This is a genomic window from Bdellovibrio bacteriovorus, assembly GCF_041888015.1.
In the GTDB taxonomy this organism is placed as follows: domain Bacteria; phylum Bdellovibrionota; class Bdellovibrionia; order Bdellovibrionales; family Bdellovibrionaceae; genus Bdellovibrio.
In genome coordinates, this window is the sequence record NZ_CP168968.1 from 1,198,692 (window position 1) to 1,214,685 (window position 15,994).

General features: G+C 49.6%; 14 protein-coding genes. 11 read left to right on the forward strand and 3 right to left on the reverse strand.

Annotated elements, in window-relative coordinates; genetic code table 11:
• Window positions 1-28 precede the first annotated feature (28 nt).
• From ACES2G_RS05845 to ACES2G_RS05865, 5 genes are all read left to right on the forward strand, one after another.
• Complete coding sequence (locus ACES2G_RS05845; protein WP_374001545.1) at window positions 29-835, forward strand: TIGR02147 family protein; 807 nt, start codon at window positions 29-31, stop codon at window positions 833-835.
• A 112-nt stretch (window positions 836-947) separates the two neighbouring features.
• A complete protein-coding gene (locus tag ACES2G_RS05850; RefSeq protein WP_374001546.1) occupies window positions 948-2,225 on the forward strand; it encodes a hypothetical protein in 1,278 nt (425 codons plus the stop codon).
• A 14-nt stretch (window positions 2,226-2,239) separates the two neighbouring features.
• Complete coding sequence (locus ACES2G_RS05855) at window positions 2,240-3,457, forward strand: hypothetical protein (RefSeq protein WP_347356864.1); 1,218 nt, start codon at window positions 2,240-2,242, stop codon at window positions 3,455-3,457.
• Window positions 3,458-3,473: 16 nt separating this feature from the next.
• A complete protein-coding gene (locus tag ACES2G_RS05860) occupies window positions 3,474-5,048 on the forward strand; it encodes a hypothetical protein (protein WP_374001547.1) in 1,575 nt (524 codons plus the stop codon).
• 201 nt (window positions 5,049-5,249) lie between these two features.
• Window positions 5,250-5,894, forward strand: a complete 645-nt coding sequence (locus ACES2G_RS05865; protein WP_374001548.1) for a DUF6635 family protein — start codon at window positions 5,250-5,252, stop codon at window positions 5,892-5,894.
• Window positions 5,895-5,913: 19 nt separating this feature from the next.
• Here the strand turns inward: ACES2G_RS05865 and ACES2G_RS05870 are convergent, their stop codons facing one another.
• Both ACES2G_RS05870 and ACES2G_RS05875 read right to left on the reverse strand, forming a co-directional pair.
• The gene (locus tag ACES2G_RS05870) at window positions 5,914-7,278 is read right to left on the reverse strand and encodes a GAF domain-containing protein (protein ID WP_374001549.1); all 1,365 of its coding nucleotides are present in this window, start codon (window positions 7,276-7,278) and stop codon (window positions 5,914-5,916) included.
• Complete coding sequence (locus ACES2G_RS05875) at window positions 7,275-7,730, reverse strand: hypothetical protein (RefSeq protein WP_374001550.1); 456 nt, start codon at window positions 7,728-7,730, stop codon at window positions 7,275-7,277. Before ACES2G_RS05875 ends, ACES2G_RS05870 begins: the two co-directional genes overlap by 4 nt.
• Before the next feature lie 158 nt (window positions 7,731-7,888).
• On the opposite strand from ACES2G_RS05875, the gene ACES2G_RS05880 reads away from it, so the two are divergent.
• The 6 genes from ACES2G_RS05880 to ACES2G_RS05905 all read left to right on the forward strand — a co-directional run bounded on the left by ACES2G_RS05880 (window position 7,889) and on the right by ACES2G_RS05905 (window position 11,877).
• Window positions 7,889-8,677, forward strand: a complete 789-nt coding sequence (locus ACES2G_RS05880; protein WP_374001551.1) for an SDR family oxidoreductase — start codon at window positions 7,889-7,891, stop codon at window positions 8,675-8,677.
• 11 nt (window positions 8,678-8,688) lie between these two features.
• On the forward strand, window positions 8,689-9,171 hold the full coding sequence (locus ACES2G_RS05885; protein ID WP_347356880.1) for a cytochrome C: 483 nt from the start codon (window positions 8,689-8,691) through the stop codon (window positions 9,169-9,171).
• Between the two features lie 81 nt (window positions 9,172-9,252).
• Complete coding sequence (locus tag ACES2G_RS05890) at window positions 9,253-9,858, forward strand: hypothetical protein (protein WP_374001552.1); 606 nt, start codon at window positions 9,253-9,255, stop codon at window positions 9,856-9,858.
• 247 nt (window positions 9,859-10,105) lie between these two features.
• On the forward strand, window positions 10,106-10,723 hold the full coding sequence (locus ACES2G_RS05895) for a hypothetical protein (protein ID WP_347356884.1): 618 nt from the start codon (window positions 10,106-10,108) through the stop codon (window positions 10,721-10,723).
• A 111-nt stretch (window positions 10,724-10,834) separates the two neighbouring features.
• Window positions 10,835-11,257, forward strand: a complete 423-nt coding sequence (locus ACES2G_RS05900) for a DUF4288 domain-containing protein (RefSeq protein WP_347356886.1) — start codon at window positions 10,835-10,837, stop codon at window positions 11,255-11,257.
• Between the two features lie 128 nt (window positions 11,258-11,385).
• Window positions 11,386-11,877, forward strand: a complete 492-nt coding sequence (locus ACES2G_RS05905) for a hypothetical protein (protein WP_347356888.1) — start codon at window positions 11,386-11,388, stop codon at window positions 11,875-11,877.
• On the opposite strand, the gene ACES2G_RS05910 is transcribed toward ACES2G_RS05905, so the two are convergent.
• Entirely contained in the window at window positions 11,867-15,991 is a 4,125-nt protein-coding gene (locus tag ACES2G_RS05910; protein ID WP_347356890.1) for a hypothetical protein, read from the reverse strand. The two genes, ACES2G_RS05905 and ACES2G_RS05910, sit on opposite strands and share 11 nt — an antisense overlap.
• Window positions 15,992-15,994: the final 3 nt, after the last annotated feature.

The window sequence follows — 15,994 nt, forward strand, 5'->3', positions numbered from 1 at the left end:
CTTTGTTTACCGTTAGTAAACTGAGAGCATGCTGGATATTTACAACTACGACGACTACAGGCTTTTCTTTAAGGATGTTCTTCAATCCCAAGAGCGCACGGACAAGAAGTACCGAGGAAAACTGGTTGAAGCCATGCGCATCAGCACCTCGTTGTTTTCGCAGATCCTGAAAGGTGAAAAGAATCTTTCTTCCGAACAGGGGTTAGAGGCTGCAGCCTTTTTCGGATTTGGTGACAAAGAAACAGATGTCTTTATGCTGATGATCGAACTGGGGCGGGCAGGCTCGGTCAAGCTTCAGTCGCGCATCAAAGGCAAGATCCAGGTATTACAGTCCGAGGCCAAGTCCATCAGTGCCCGAGTTCCCAAGGATGTTGTCCTGAGTGATGTGGACAAAGCCACCTACTATTCCTCGTGGCTTTATACTGGCGTTAGAAATCTGCTGCCGACCCCTGTGGGAAAAGAACTGAAAACCATTGCCGAAAAACTGGGCGTGCCCTTGGAAAAAGTGGACATCGCTATTCAGTTTTTGATCGAAGTGGGCTTGTGTGAGCGAAAGAACGGTCAGCTTTATTATAAGCAGGGGTTCACTCATCTTGATTCAACCCATCCGATGATTTTAAGGCATCACCAGAACTGGCGTCAGCGGGCTATTTCCAAGATGGATTTTTATAAAGACCCCCATGTCCACTATACCAGCCCCATGTCTTTATCCGCCGAAGGGGCGCAGAAGATCCGGGACTATCTGCGTGCAAACATTAAGGAAATCATCAACTTATCGCGCGAGGGAAACCCCGAGGTTGGATACTGCCTTAATATAGACTGGTACGAATACTGACTTTACCAAAAGTAAACTGAAACCCGGCCGTTTTAACCAACCGGACTTCGCGGAATTCTTCTGAATTCTGTAAAAAGCTTCTTATGCGAAATGAATCGTATGAGGAGTTTTTATGAAGTTTTCCAAATTGATCTTCATGTTGTTGCTTCTGGCTCAGGTGCAAGCCCATGCGGGCCCCCTGTGCCTGAATGACCGGTACCAATCGAAGTGGACAGCCGAAACTCTGGCTGAACAACTGCCATCCCTTCAGGAACGCGCCAAGGTAGCAAAGCCCTTGTGGGCCCGTCTGCAAGGTGAAGACCTTCTGATTAAAGAAGACACACTTCTGATGCTGCCTGAAAATCCATCTCAGTATCTGGCAAGCATCGGCAAACTGACTGTCCGAAACAATGCCATGATTTTCTATGTGCAAAATGCGCGCATGGTGGTTGGTGAGGTAACAAAGTCATCGCGCGTGCAATTGCTGGATATTGCGGCTCTAAATCTTTCAGCTGCAATAGATCACGCAAACCAGGTCGTTTCCCTGACCGAAATAAAAAACAATCCCGATCAAGCAGAGCCGTTCAAGCGATGCACTTTCATGTCTTGTGCAAGTGTCTCTGCCGCCAATGGCATTCATGGCGGAGCAGGCGGTAATGGCAGCGATGCGGGTGGAAAAATAAAATGGGGAATTCCAAAATCTACTCCTAGCTCTGAAGGTGGTACTGGAGCTTCCGGAGGAGCCGGGGCGAATGGACGTAACGGCGACAATGGCTTGCCGGGCGTTGCAGGGCTGAATGCGCACAAAATTTTTATGCAGTTTGAGAGCGTGGACCTGTGCAGCGGTGTGGAAATTGTCGCCGCGGGTGGCGCTGGCCTCAAGGGACTAAAAGGTCTTAACGCTCAGGACGCCGGACAAGGTGGCAATGGCGGCAAAGGCGGTCGTGGCGGCGGCGCCAAGTATGATCGCAAAGCCAGTCGCGGTGGTCGCGGTGGCGATGGTGGTGCCGGCGGCAACGGCGGTAACGGTGGCTTTGGGGGCGATGGCGGTAAAGGCGGTGATGGCGGTCTGGTGGTCGTCGTGGTGAAGCCAAGATTTATGGATATGGTGAAAGTGAACGACAACATCAATGTTCTGGTTGCTGGTGGTAAAGGCGGACCGGGTGGCGCTAAAGGCCTTGCAGGCAAAGGCGGACGTGGTGGTCTTGCCGGAGAAGGTGGTGATGGTGGAGACGGTTCAGTCTTCAGTCACGGCGGCAGCTCGGGCCTTACCGGCAGTGCGGGCACGCACGGTCAGGATGGCAAGGATGGTCAAGAGGGTCGTCCCGGTGTCGAGGGTCGCGAGGGTCTTGTGACCAAAGCGGAAATTTATATTTCAAACGATGTCTCTCTTGAGAGCTTTCAATTTTAGCGAGGAAAATGACTATGAAAAATATCTTTAAAACATTGATCCCTTTGGCTGCGGCTGTGACTTTTGCTGATCCTGCATGGGCCCGGATTCTGGGTGACCCTTCAGAAAGAACTCGCGTGCTACTTGAAGAACAAAAGTTTCTTTGCAGTCAGGACGAAACCCTCGTGATTAACGGGGACGTGGAATTCACCCGTAAGGATGAGGATCTGCGCCAAGCACCGCTGAATGTTGATTTGATCTGTAAAAGAATTGAATTCAGAAATGGCGGAAGAATCCTGACTCAATCAAATCTGCAGATCGTCGCTGATTCTGTTGAAGGTTTTATGAATGTGGAAAGTATTCGCGGTGTCAAAGGCCAGCAGGGTGAATTTGCCTCTGCAGTATTGGAACTTGCCAACGCTGGTTCTGCCGGAGCCCGCGGTGGCAATGGCAGTGGCGGCAGCCTGACAGATTCTCCGGAAGACGGGGGCCGAGGTCAGCATGGCTACAATGGTATGGATGGCCGTGACGGCAACAATGGCGCTCCGGGCGAGTCGGGTGTTCATGCCTCTGATATCGTGCTGAAAATCAACAGAATTGAAGGGACCATTGGCTTCCGTATCCGCGCTGTCGGGGGCGAAGGTGGAACTGGCGGCAAAGGCGGCCGGGGACAGCAAGGTGGCAATGGCGGCGTCGGTGGTGAAGGTGGTCGCGGTGGCAACCAGAAGTACGCTATTTGGAATCGTTCTGGCGACGGCGGAGACGGTGGTGATGGTGGTCACGGCGGAAATGGTGGTAATGGCGGCGCAGGCGGTGACGGGGGCCGAGGTGGCAACGGCGGTAAGATCGCTTTGTATGTGGCCGAAGTCTTTAACACGCTGGAACTGACCGGGGATGAATTCGACAACCGTGGAGGCCCGGGAGGTCAACCAGGTATGGGCGGCGAAGGCGGTATCGGTGGCAAAGGGGGCGACGGCGGTAAAGGCGGCTCATCTGGTACGGCCTTGATCACCTCACGTTGTGAAATTCCACCTTGTGAAGGTGATAACGGTCGCTATGGCAAAAGAGGTCTTGATGGTAAGCCAGGTCTGGCAGGTCCGCAGGGTCGCTTGGGACAGGATGGATTGGCTGGGGTCAAAATTCTTGATCCGAAATTCAAATTCGTGAAATCGGTTCCCGAGGACTACTTCGACAAACTGCCGGAGCTGGGAACAGAAAAGAATTTAAAAATATTCAGAATGAAACTTCCGTAAGAGACAGGGGAACGTTATGAAAAAAATTATTTTAGCGATGATGTTGTTATCCGTACAATCGTTCGCACAGACAATCAGTTACAGTGAAAATGGTTCCTTGAGGCTGGGGGCCGGGGTGGATATGGACCACCCTGACAGAGCCAAGGCAAATTGTGTTAAAAGCACTGATCGTGAATGGCTGGATGGGAACACACCCGTTTCAACTTCATTCGATCTGAGCATGATTGAGACTTCCAGTGAGCTGGAAAGAAAAATGAATTTTGATGTTCAACTGAATGCGGCGGGAACAATCAAGGCCGTGAACATCGACAGCCAGAATTCTTACCGTGTGATTCATAAATTCCTGGAAAATAAGAACAGTCTGAACTTTGCGCTGACGGCGGAATTTTCATATGGGCGTAAAGGTCTGACGGAAGAATCCCTGAAGCCCGAGTATCAGACGCTGCTGGATAACGGCAAGTGGCAGGAAGTCCTAAGACGTTGCGGAACTCACTTTGTTTCAGAAGAAATTCACCGATCCAAGGTGGTCGTGCTGATTCATGTGAAGAATTCCCGTACAGAGGATATTAAAGAAAAGATCTTGGATTTGAAAAACAAACTGAAGGTTCCCAAGCTGAACTTCGGCGCGGACCTTAATGTTCAGTACAAAGAATTCATCCGTAAGCTGGATAGGATTGGCTCCGTGGAAGTGAAGGTGGTTTCTGTGGGCGGGCAGGGCGCAGATGCTCTGGGCACCTTTGCCAATGAAATTGCGGTGGATGATTTGCAAAGCATTAAAAACGCCGCTGAAAAGTATTTCAGAAGCTTTACGATCGAGAATTCCCCGGTGTTTGCCTACGTGGTAAAGCCCCTGGATATTTTCGAGGGGGCAGAAAACATTCGTCCAAGACAGAAAAAATGGCAGCAGCTTAAAGTTATGGCGGACTGGATTTTTGAGCACGAGGAATTACTGACAGAAATCAGAAATATGCAAACCCGGGTCAGCAGAGCCCTTTATACTGTGTACTTTGAACCCAAGGCAGCAACTCTGGAAGCCAAGATCAATGAGATCCGATCCCGGGCTGAAGAGTGTCTTGAACGCTATAACTGTGACAACCTGCCTGCCGTAGGCCCGTTTGCGGTGCTTGTCCCATCCCGTGCTGTCAGCACCGTTTCGTTGAGTACGCAGTGTGGGTATCTGCCGGTGAAGAATTCGGCAATGCAGATTCTCAGTGATGTGCGTGTCGGATTGGATGTTGATTTGATGTATTCAAAGGACATCGAAAATATCGAATTGTTCCGACTGGATCAAAATGGCGAGTTCCAAAGTGCAAACTATGGCCAGAATGAAGAGCTGACGATGTCGAATAATATTCTGGAATCAGAAGTAGGGCGCGTAAGAAGATATCAGTCTGTGAATGACTTTTCCGCCAATCATGTGCTTTCGGACCGCGCAATCCTGTCGGCACAAGACAGTGTTGTAAAGGCTCAGGATATTTTCAATGCAGCCTTTAACTCCATCTACATCCTGAAAATCAGATTCAAGCAAGGACAGGATCTGACTCAAATTCTGGGTGCTCCTCCCATGAAAAACTGTTCAGTATCCAGATAGCGGTCGACTGCGGGAGCCTACCGGCTCCCGACGCAACTTGAGGTGCGGGGAGTTGACCTGGCTTAAAGCTCGACACAATCGTGAACTTTGCCGGTGAGTTTGCTCGTTTTAAACTGATAATCGAATGCATGCTCCCCATCACCTTGAGATTTAATCCCTTTCCAGAGGAATATTTGCCAGAATGGATTCAGGAGATTCCTCATGGAGCAAAGAGCGGCACCAGTTCTGTGTGCTATTGATGACTGCATTGAAAAATTCACCGCGGACCGAAAGCAGAACATTTCCCCTTTTATTGAAAAACACTTCACTGTCTCTGGTGAAGGTATTCTGATGGACTATATTCGCAAAGATCCGGTGCTGGGGCCGATGGTGGCCTCGGGGGCTGTGGAGTTAGATCAGCGCAGGATCCGAACTGAAGTCCTTAAGGAGATAGAAAAGTACACCTCCAGTCAGGCCATGATCAGTGATATCTGCAGCTCTCTCTTGACCCTGGCTGCGGGGTGGATCTATTTCGGGGACAAGTCCCTGGGGGTCTTGGGGTTGGGCAGTCGCTTTGCTCGTAAGATCGCTCGGGAAAACGCGTCTTCGAACTTTTTCCTGGGTGAAAAGGTGGGTTCGGTCTTTTATGGAGTGTTTCCTCCGGCGCCGACAAACACCCAGATTGTACTGGCGACCTTTGCGGTTGGGGCTTTGTTGACCGTTTGCAGTTTATTCGTCAGTGTCATGATCGATCCGGCCCGTAAGCGCTTTGGAATGCATGATAAGAAGCTTCATGCGCTTGTGGATAATCTGGAAGAAAGACTCTTCATCTCATTAAAGAAAGATCTGAAGAAGCAGGCGGGTTGATGCCTCCAACCCGACATTCTTAATTCTCCGACAAGGTAATGTCGCCGGAAACCACCAAAGAGATTCGCCCACGACCGCTGGAAATGATGGAGACCAGAGGACACTTTTTCTCCAGGCGCTTACGCAGCAGAATAAGACGAGTCTCGAGGTTGTCTTTGACCTCGGGCAGTTGCAGCCAGGAATCCATTCTTAGCTCACGGTTTGTGAACTCGGTTTTTCCAGTCTGATAGTCTTTGAGCATCCGCCATAAAATGCGGGCTGGGACATTGCGGATCAAATATTCCCCATTAAGCAGAATGCAGTCTTCTTTGTGGAAGTAACTAAAGATCAACTTTTCCTTTGAGGGTCGGACTTTGGGTTCAGCCATGGTGGGGGGAGCGGTGTGAACGATCTCAAAATCGTGACTGATCTGAAGATTCTGGATCGCCAGCGCCAAAACATGACTTAAAGTTTTAAGGATGCTTTCGTCACTATCACGAAACTCGTAAATATTTTCGCTTTCCGCAAAGAGCACACCGAAAAGCTCGCCGCGCAAGACAATAGGGATCGCCATCTGGCTGCGAGACATCTTAAGCCCAGGTAAAGGGATCGCATAGTGCAGAACCGATTCGGTCGCAGTTTCCTTGGGGGAAGGAGCGGTGGCTCGCGCATAAAGAATTTCTCGGGTCAGGGAGGCGTGAGCGAACGGCACCTTCATCTCGGCAGCCCGACCTATGACACCTTCGCCGATTTTGACCTCCGAGCCGACTCCGGACTGATCATAGCCACGCGTGGAAATGGTATAAAGTCGATCGGCATCGCCTTGTTTCATCAGAATCATGGAGTGCCTTAAGCCAAATTCCAAATCGATGGCTTTGAGGATGGAGTCAAAAAGATCCTCTAAATTCTGAGCTGCGCTGACTCTTTCGCAGACTTTTTGAAGTGACTCAAAGTCAATGATCGTTCGGCGCGAAGGAAGAGGAAGGGCTGCTTCTTCACTGGTATAGGCTTCATTGCCAATCTTTTCGATATTTACAATATTCAAAACTTCAATCGACTGGAGTTTGAAAAAATGGGAGGCCCCGGAGTAATCGGCAATCGCATCGAATTTTTTGGCCAGTTGTGAAAACAGGGGGCCGTCTGATTCGGTATGACTGTATTGGGCCTCGATCTCATAGGCGCTGAAGTTATCAGGATCATAAACCCGCACGGTGCAGTGAGGGTTCGTGGTGATATTGCTTTTGGTTTTGTTGAAAAACTGAGTTGTCAGCCCCAGTTGTGTTTCATTCAATAAGTAAACCTGGCTTAAGTAGGCGACATTCGGAATGCCCTCAGAGGACGCTGTTAAAATTGTCGATGGAATAACACCTAAGAATGCGTTTTTGATGCTGAAGGGGCTGATCATAGAGGAGTCCCCGCATCCTGGCCCGGCGTACTTAAGAACAACTGGGTGATCTCAACGTCGACAGCGATGGCGGGGAAGGTGACCATCAGTCTCATCACTTGAGAAGGAACGCCGGCTTTGTCGGTCTCGGCAAAAAACAATTCTCGATAACGTTCAAGAATAATGCGATCTCTGGAGTCCGCCTCCCGATGAGACAGATAGCTTCCTTTTACCTGCAGTGTTTTATAGGTGGAAGGGAGAGAGGCGACAACAGCGACATGGGTCTGTTCTTTCAGTATTGGCAGAACTCTTAGTGCCGAATCTTTCTGGATGTAGAAGGTGACGGTCTTGCGGTCTAGGCCTACGACCGCCCCAATGCATCTGGCGCCTTTGCTTTTAAGTTCGGAGTCACAACAGCTCAAGGTCATTGCGACGCCATTTTCCAAAAATTCGGACCATTCTTGATTCAACATAGAACCCAAGATAGCAGGTTAGGATTTATTTCGTAAGAACTTAGTAAATATTTAGGAAACGCGAATCCCCAATAGCCGTAAAGTGTTTTACGGAGGATCTTATGAAAGTTCTAGTCACTGCCAGCACGGGGACCATTGGTTCTAGAGTCGTTAAACAGTTGGAAAAACAGTCTCAAGTTGAAATCCTCGAGGGCAGTCGGCAGGCCCTGCGGGCCGGTCAGATTCATTTCGATTTTGACAACGAGGATGTTGTTTTGTCCGCACTAAAGAGGGTCGACAAAGCAGTCCTTATAACCCCGGCCAGCCCGACAGAGCTTGAGACCGGTGTTCGTTTCGTCCAGATTGCCAAAGACGCTGGTCTTAAGCATCTTGTCTTTATGTCCATCCACAGAGTGGAAGAGGCTCCCCTGATTCCCCATTTCGCATCAAAGGTGGCCATTCAAAAGGAGTTGGAAAAGTCCGGCCTGATGTGGACGACTGTCGCACCCAATAACTTTTATCAGAACGACTACTTTTTTAAATCATCGCTTTTAGACCACGGGATCTATCCACAGCCCTTTGGTAATGTGGGGCTGAGTCGTGTCGACGCAGACGACATTGCAGACGCCTTGGTGCAGTCTCTCTTGAGGGAAGAGCTCAGGGGGCAGATCTTTCCACTGATCGGTCCTGAGGCCTTAACCGCCAAACAGACCAGCGAGATGTACAGTCAGTATCTAGGTGCCCCCATTCTTTACGGGGGAGACGACTTGGAGAGATGGGAAGAAAGCAATAAACCCTATTTGCCTGCTTGGCTGCTGGCCGACTGGAAGCAAATGTATATGTTTTTTCAGCGTCAGGGCTTGAAAGCCACCGTGGCTGATTACATTCAACAGGAAAAAATACTGAATCGTCCCGCCAAAACATTTGAAAGCTTCGTTAAAGAAACCATTCAAGCTTGGAAACGATAGAAGGAGATATTATGCAGAAGATGTTCATACTTGCATCGACGACTTTTGTTCTTTTTACCTTGCCCGGTAACTCAGAGGCAAAATCCCGCGAAGATGAAATCCAGCGCGGTCGGTATCTAGTTAAAACCATCGGTTGCAACGACTGTCACACGCCTTTTTTTGGAATGAAGAATGGAGAAGTTCCTGAAAAAGATTGGCTGATTGGGGATCAGGTCGGCTGGAAGGGGCCTTGGGGAACAACTTTTCCCACAAACCTGCGAGAGCGAGTTCATGGTATGAGTGAGGCTGACTTTGTTCAGTACGCCAAGACCTTAAAAACACGTCCTCCGATGCCATGGTATGCGGTAAATGCCATGACGAAAGAAGACCTGCGAGCGATGTATCGCTTCATAAAGTCATTGGGCCCCAGTGAAAATAAGGTTCCGTCGGGACTGCCTCCGGGCGAAATCCCTCAAGGACCTTACATGGATATGACAGTCGTAATGCCAAAGTAGGCCCATCAGTGCCGCGCCTTCGCAGGCAGGACTTAATTGATCTTGCTTGTGAAGTCGATGCTGGCTTGCTAACATTTTTATATGACTGGTCCGGAAGTGAAGGTTTTTAAATCCAACCTGCGAAGATTTCGTTGGTTTCATTGGGCGCTGGCGGCGTTGATAACGTTGGGGCTCTTTTTGAGCCTTCACAGTCTTTACCGTGTTCTTCAAGATAGTTCAGCCAGGCCGGATAGAAGAGCGGGATTTTTTTTAGCTGGAACCATGATCTTTGTGTGGCTGAGGTGGGTGGTCCCTATGCTTCTCCGTCACACCATTGCACGTGTTGATCAGACATCTATCCTTGAACTGAACACTGCGACTTTTATCACAGTAGATCCGCTGCCTTTTACGAGTATTGAAGAAGTACTTCGTCGTTCCGATTATTGTATTGAGTTGAAGCTGAAAGAGCCGACAACAGCGCTCTTTTCATTTATTCTTTTTCGATATCGCAAGATGCAGGACAACTTTACTCTTTTGGCAGATGTTGACGAGCTCGACAGTCTTTGTCAGACGCTCACCGAAAACGGCGTCGCTGTCTGCGCAAACACTATCCCTGACGATGATCCGACCAAGCAGTACACAATCGTAGTACTTATTTTGATAATGACTTTTTTAGTTGTTTTGTTGGTCGAAAAGCTAACGACTTAGGCATGCCCATGGTCTTTCTCAAATTAAGTCCACCTGATGTTCTCCTCGAAACAGGGGTGGGGATGAAGTTGCATTGCGTGGCAGAAATAGAGCCATCAAGGTATTACCATTTCAGTACGCAAAACTTCTGAGCGAATTTTACAAGTTCAACATCTCAAATCAAACTCAGTTTTGGGCTAACGAAAAGAACCCTATGCACCGATATTGCATAGGATGACTATAGCTATGTTCGAATGGGGGAGGTCAGATGCAGTCGTTGAAATACCGTGGAGTCTTGTTGTTGTTGTGTAGCCTGATGATTTTGTCCTTTCAAAACTGCTCAAAGATCGGCAACAACGCCGTGGTCTTTGAGGGGGAGTCCTTGGGACTTTCTGACGAGCTTCTTATTCCGGGGGGGGATCCTGTGAGTGTGTCGGAGCCCGCACCGAATCCGGCGGATGGGAAAGACAAGACTCCCGAAATGCCAGTGACCTCTGAAAGTGAAATCGCTGAAGTGGTGGCTTTGTGTCGCGATGCTGAAAAAGCTTCTGGTTTCCGGGACAGTCAGGTTATCCAAGCTGTTCAAGAGTCTCTTGATTCCATAGTGAATCTGGTTTCTTCCCTGAACTCGGTTCACAGTCGCTTGGTTCTGCGTGCGGCAGGTGCGCAGTCAACTGTCGGGGACGCTCAGGGGGTGCATAGTGATCTTGTACTGTGCGGGTTCTCGAAAATTTCTAGCATTCGCGCCACCCAAAGCCGTATTTTCGTTGTCGGCGGCAGCGTTGGGAGCGCCCATCTTGTTCATAGCTCCATGATTCTGATCAATGCCCAGGTGAAAGATCACGGGGGCGTACAGAGTGTGATCAGGACATATTCTCTTCAGTAGCCTTCCCAGGACGGTTTGCCAACTGTTTGTTGACTCATTGTTGATCTGATTTGTATAGTTCTGACTGTGGTTGAGTTTCAGTCACAGTTGAACTACTCATAGGAAAAGACAATGAAAAATAAAAAATGGTTTGCCGTTAAAACTCTCTATGTGACTCGTGCTGTGGGTAAGTCCAATGCTAAAGGCAAACAGGCCTTCGCGGAATTGCTTGAAGAACGTGTGGTGTTGTTTCAGGCAGCAAATGCCAATGCGGCGGTAAAAGCGGCTGAAAAAGATGCCAAAGAATACAGTCAATACACCTACACAAATTTTGAAAACCAAGCGGTACGCACTGAGTACTTGAATGCTTGTGATGTGTTCGAGCTTTATGAAACTCTTGAAAGTGGCGTTGAACTGTTTGCTTCAACAGAAGTCTTGACGAAAAAGACCTCGAAAGCAGATTTGATCGTTCGCAGACTTGGACGTTTGGAAACTCAAAGTACGATTAAGATGCGCAAAAGATTTATGAGCAAGGAACTAGGCGCTTACGTTTAAGTCAAAGTCTTGCCAAACCCACAACCAACGTCGTGGGATGAGAAATAAAAAAGGCTGGGGGTCCCCCGGCCTTTTTTTGTAATCTGTTTGTTCTTTTCATCTTACGGCACTTCTGCTGAGATAGTCCTATGAAGTACAAAAGAATGTTGATCGTTGCGATATTGCTGGTTTCGGGCGTTCTGGCCATTTTGGGCTATCTGAAGTGGAAGGACCAAAAAGAGTTCCTCGAAGCTGTCAGGGCCTCTGCGGCCTCCCTGCAAAAGAGAAATATTGAGCAGATGCTGGAACCGCAGCTGAGTTTCGCACCCGAGCTTCAGCAGATCGCTTTGACCGCCATCCTGGATTCAGCGGATGCCGAGGTGCTGGAGAAGATCCCGGTCAGCCAGAATGAGATTCTGGTACGTTACCGCCTGAGTGTGCTTTCTGAAGTGGGGGCCCGAGAGCTTGCAGGTCATTTCCTGAAATCCTATGAGGCCAAAAAACTGATGGGGCCCGGCGAATTTGAAGATGTTATCAAAGATCAGGTGGACAAAAGTATCCCTCGGCAAGTCCTTGTGGGGGAAATACAGCTTTCCAAAAGCGACGGGCGCTGGCTGACATCTTCAGAAGCTACTCAATAGAAACCCAGGCATTGCCATCACAGTAGGTCATCTTATTGGAAGTGCCGTTGTAATTGAATGCTCCCGCCAACGCGACGGGCGCAGAACATCCGGCCCCTCCTGCGCCCGGAGAGGGGCCCATTGGAATCATCACAGAACCATTGCAGTACGCAAAGACATTGTTCGGGGCGATATAGTCGATGACGCCGGCTACAGTACAGGCCCCTTGAGTCACCAATGGAAGAGCTTTGGTGACCTCCAAAGAGTTGCCTGTGTAGTCAGGGGAATAGATGTACGGAGCAACTAGCAGCCCCAGGTTGGTGGACCCGGAGGTGTCATAGTAGTCATTGATCACCGGAGTGGCCGGTGTGGAGATGTCAACCAGTGTGATGTCCCCAGTGGTTGAAACCGCATAAGCATAATTTCCCGATACTTCGACGTTCACCAGGTTGGACAGTCTCGTCGCATGTGTGATGGAGCCTAGGACGGTCGGGGACGTCGGTGTTGAAATATCCAGGATAACAAGGGACTTGTTGGTCGTGGTGACAACATAGGCCCTGTTGCCGACGATCTTAACATCTTTGCATCCATTCATGGACGAATCATTGAAGGCTGTCAGCGATGGGCTTGCGGGATTGGAGACATCTATTACTGACAGCGTCGAGCCGTTGCATGAATACGCATAGTTCCCGTCAAGTGCAAGCGCTTGGCCTGCACCGGTAACGGAGCCGGTGATGTTGATATTGGCCAGATCGGAAAGTGAAACCGTGGATAGTTTTGAGTTACCAACAACATACAAATAGTTGCCACTGGCGGCGAGGCTGTTTAATCCCCAAAAGTTGGAAAAGCTGCTGAAATACTTCACCAGGAACTGGGGAGTTGCTGGATTGGTAATATCCAAAATGCTGATTCCGTATGAGTCAATTTCCCCTATGTAGGCGCGAGTGCCTGAAATCTCCAGACGGAGAGCTCCATAAAGTCGCGGGTGAGACCATGAAGAGGTGATAGTCGGACTTTCGGGGTTTGAGATATCAACGACCGTCAGTTGTCCTGAAGCCAGCACAAAAGCGGTCGAGCCGACTATTTTTATCACAGCGGCATTACGCAGTCGCGGCGCTGGAGACATCACAGCTGTGGCCTTTTGCGGGGCCGGCAGCGGCACGATTTCAAAAACATAAAAGGTGTCTTGAGCGTCAGCGGCGATCAGTCGATTGGCAGAAAAGGCGACGCGGCTTAAGTAGCGATTGTTAGAGCTGCTGATGGGGTAACCTAGCTGTTCGGGGGCAAGTGGACTGCTGATGTCCCAGACTGTGATAATAGACTCGACCGAATACAGATTCGTGCCTACGATTTGAAGATCACTAGGCTGACAGCCTGAGCAATTAGAAACCCCATCAAATGAGGCCGCTAACAGTGGGGCAGTCTTGTTGGTGATATCGAAAACCTTGATCTTACTGTCATTTATAAAGGCATAGTTTCCGCTGATCACAACCGTGTTGGCATCGGTGTAAGATCCGGCAGAGGCAGTTCCGGCAATGGACGGAGCTGCGGGATTTGAGATATCAATCACGACAAGCAGCTTCGTCGATGCGCAAAGGGTTACCGCATGGCTTCCGGTCAAAGCCAGTCCTCTACAGTCCGAGAGATTTGCGTGGGTGAGTGTTCCGGAGATCGCAGGTGCGGACTTGGTGGTGATATCTATGACGGTCAATCGGCCGCTGGAAAGATAGTAGGCGTAGTTTCCGGCCACCGCGACTCTTTTTCCGCTGGAAAGATTGGCGTGAGATATTGATCCTGCTATCGAGGGCGTCGCTGGATTGGTGACATCGATGATGGTGAAGTGTCCGTTGGCGGCGGTGTAAGCATAGTTTCCAGAGGAGGTCAGATCTCCAAGTGAAGAAAATTTGGAATCAGCCAGAGTTGCTGTAACAGTTGGGCTGGTTGGATTTGTCGTGTCAGTGACGGTGACGGCGGAGGTTTTTGAGCTGCCTGTCAGGGCGTAGTTACCCTTGATCACAATTCGTTGAATGGATTCATAGTCGGCAGGTGTTTTGAAAGTGCTTAGTTGTGCGATCGCCAGTGGATTGCTGATATTGTAAGATCGAATCCCGGGGATGCTATTGTCAGTGACGAAAGCCGTGGATCCTGACACAACAACACCCGTGCAGTTGGCACAGTAAACGGAGTTCTTAAGTACGGGAGCACTTGGAGTGGAGATATCAATACTTCGGATATAGTCACCAATGGTATAGGCATAATTTCCAGAGATAGCGATTTTGCTGGCATAGCTGACTGTGGAAATTTTCGTAACATACGTGGGTGCTGATTTGGTGGCTATATCAACAACGACCATTGCTGAGCTCGTGGTAATATAGGCGTAGTTCCCGGATATCGCAATGTCAGAAGCGTTTGATAAGTTGATAAAGTCACTCAGGGTGCCGACCAGACTTGGTGCTGCCGGATTGGTGATATCGAAAATATAGAGATAGCCTGATTGAATTACATAGACATGGCTTCCTGAGGCCAGAACTTTTTTTGGCCAGGAAAATGAACTACTGGCGGTCGTGACATAGGTGGGCGCCGTTATTGTGGTCGCATTGAAGACAGCCAGACCCGACGAGGCCGCAGCGTAAATATAGTTTCCCCCCCGAGTCATTGCCATGACCTGTCCCAAGTTTACGTGATAAAGGGAAGTAACCAGAGTCGGCGCTGACGGCGTGATTAGGTCATAGATAAAGATGGTGGACTGATTGGGGGCAGCTATGTAGAAATAGCTGCCGTCAAAGTGGGCGGCCGTAAAGAACATGTTGGAGCCAACTGGAACCTTGGCTTTGCCGTAAAATGACATAGAGGCAGGATTGCTGACGTTGTACGTCCAGAAGCCTCCAGATGAATCCATGGATACCGCAGTGTTCCCGCTAAGATGAAGCTCCTGCGCCCAGGAGGAATCCCCAGAGAAGATATTACTGGATTCCGGTGTCTTTGGCATACCCGTGGGGGTCAGATCCAAAGTTGCGATAAAGCCGGAAGAGTCTGCGACGCCCACGAGTTTATTGCCATCATAGGACAACTTCGAAAGGCCCCTTAGATAAGTGGTGACCTTAGTTTTTTGTATGACGGTTGGATTTACCGGATTCGTCAGGTCCAGCGTATAGAAGTCTCCATTGTCTGCTGCCGCGTAGGCGTAGTTTGACTTTACGACAATGTCATTGATCCAGTAGGTGTTGGCAATGGGGCCAACGATCGTGGGGGCCGCTTTGTTCGTGATATTGACGATCGTCGGTTGCGCTCCAGAATTTCCCGAACTTCCGATATAGGCATAGTTTCCATAGAGAGCAATACTTTCCGGGTTGCTGCAAGCAGAACAGTTGACCGAGCCTGAGACGGCCGGAGCGGCCTTGTTAGTGACGTCGACGATGATGAGATTCTTAGTAGAGTAGCCCGTGATATAGGCATAATTCCCTGAAACAGCCAGACCTGAGGAATAGCTGAAGTTGGCATTTGAAAGTGTGGACGAGATGGTCGGAGCCGCCTTGTTGGTGACATCGACAATCGCCAGTCGGCTGCTGATAGCAAATACGTAGTTCCCGCTGACAACCAGTCGACCGGTTGAAAGATAGGTGTTGGTAAGGCTGCCCACAAGAGCAGGGGCCACCGGATTTGCAATTGAGAAAATTCTGAGAGTTGAGCTTTGTGTTGTATAAAGATAAGTGCCATCGGTGGTGATGGACTCGCCAGCCCCGAAGGCTCCTTCGTAGCTACCGGCAAAAGTGGGGTTAGAGAGATTTGAAATATTATAAACGGCGATAGAGAAGTTTCCGCTGCTATTAGATCCCAAAAGGTAAGCATAGTTGCCATTGACGGCAACATCCTTGGCATTGATACGGGATGAGTCTGTATCCACGAGAGCTGCCACACCCTTGATGCCGCCGTACTTGGTCGACACCCAGTTGGTGCCGTTGCAGTATTTGAGTTCGGCCGTGGCGGTGAAGTATTCCATGGCACCCGCGATGGCGGCCGGAGATGTGCAGTCAGCGTGGGCGGCAGAAATGGATAAAAACACCGCGGCGGTAAGAAGCATACGGGTGCTTAAAAGACCTAGGAACTGTGGGAAGGTGGCAACGTGAGATTTCATAAG

Excerpts from the sequence above, each read along its gene's own strand:
- ACES2G_RS05905 (WP_347356888.1), top strand. The coding sequence starts at position 11,386 with ATGAAGTACAAAAGAATGTTGATCGTTGCGATATTGCTGGTTTCGGGC.
- ACES2G_RS05895 (WP_347356884.1), top strand. The coding sequence starts at position 10,106 with ATGCAGTCGTTGAAATACCGTGGAGTCTTGTTGTTGTTGTGTAGCCTG.
- ACES2G_RS05855 (WP_347356864.1), top strand. The coding sequence starts at position 2,240 with ATGAAAAATATCTTTAAAACATTGATCCCTTTGGCTGCGGCTGTGACT.
- ACES2G_RS05875 (WP_374001550.1), bottom strand. The coding sequence starts at position 7,730 with ATGTTGAATCAAGAATGGTCCGAATTTTTGGAAAATGGCGTCGCAATG.
- ACES2G_RS05900 (WP_347356886.1), top strand. The coding sequence starts at position 10,835 with ATGAAAAATAAAAAATGGTTTGCCGTTAAAACTCTCTATGTGACTCGT.
- ACES2G_RS05890 (WP_374001552.1), top strand. The coding sequence starts at position 9,253 with ATGACTGGTCCGGAAGTGAAGGTTTTTAAATCCAACCTGCGAAGATTT.
- ACES2G_RS05845 (WP_374001545.1), top strand. The coding sequence starts at position 29 with ATGCTGGATATTTACAACTACGACGACTACAGGCTTTTCTTTAAGGAT.
- ACES2G_RS05865 (WP_374001548.1), top strand. The coding sequence starts at position 5,250 with ATGGAGCAAAGAGCGGCACCAGTTCTGTGTGCTATTGATGACTGCATT.
- ACES2G_RS05885 (WP_347356880.1), top strand. The coding sequence starts at position 8,689 with ATGCAGAAGATGTTCATACTTGCATCGACGACTTTTGTTCTTTTTACC.
- ACES2G_RS05910 (WP_347356890.1), bottom strand. The coding sequence starts at position 15,991 with ATGAAATCTCACGTTGCCACCTTCCCACAGTTCCTAGGTCTTTTAAGC.
- ACES2G_RS05860 (WP_374001547.1), top strand. The coding sequence starts at position 3,474 with ATGAAAAAAATTATTTTAGCGATGATGTTGTTATCCGTACAATCGTTC.
- ACES2G_RS05870 (WP_374001549.1), bottom strand. The coding sequence starts at position 7,278 with ATGATCAGCCCCTTCAGCATCAAAAACGCATTCTTAGGTGTTATTCCA.
- ACES2G_RS05850 (WP_374001546.1), top strand. The coding sequence starts at position 948 with ATGAAGTTTTCCAAATTGATCTTCATGTTGTTGCTTCTGGCTCAGGTG.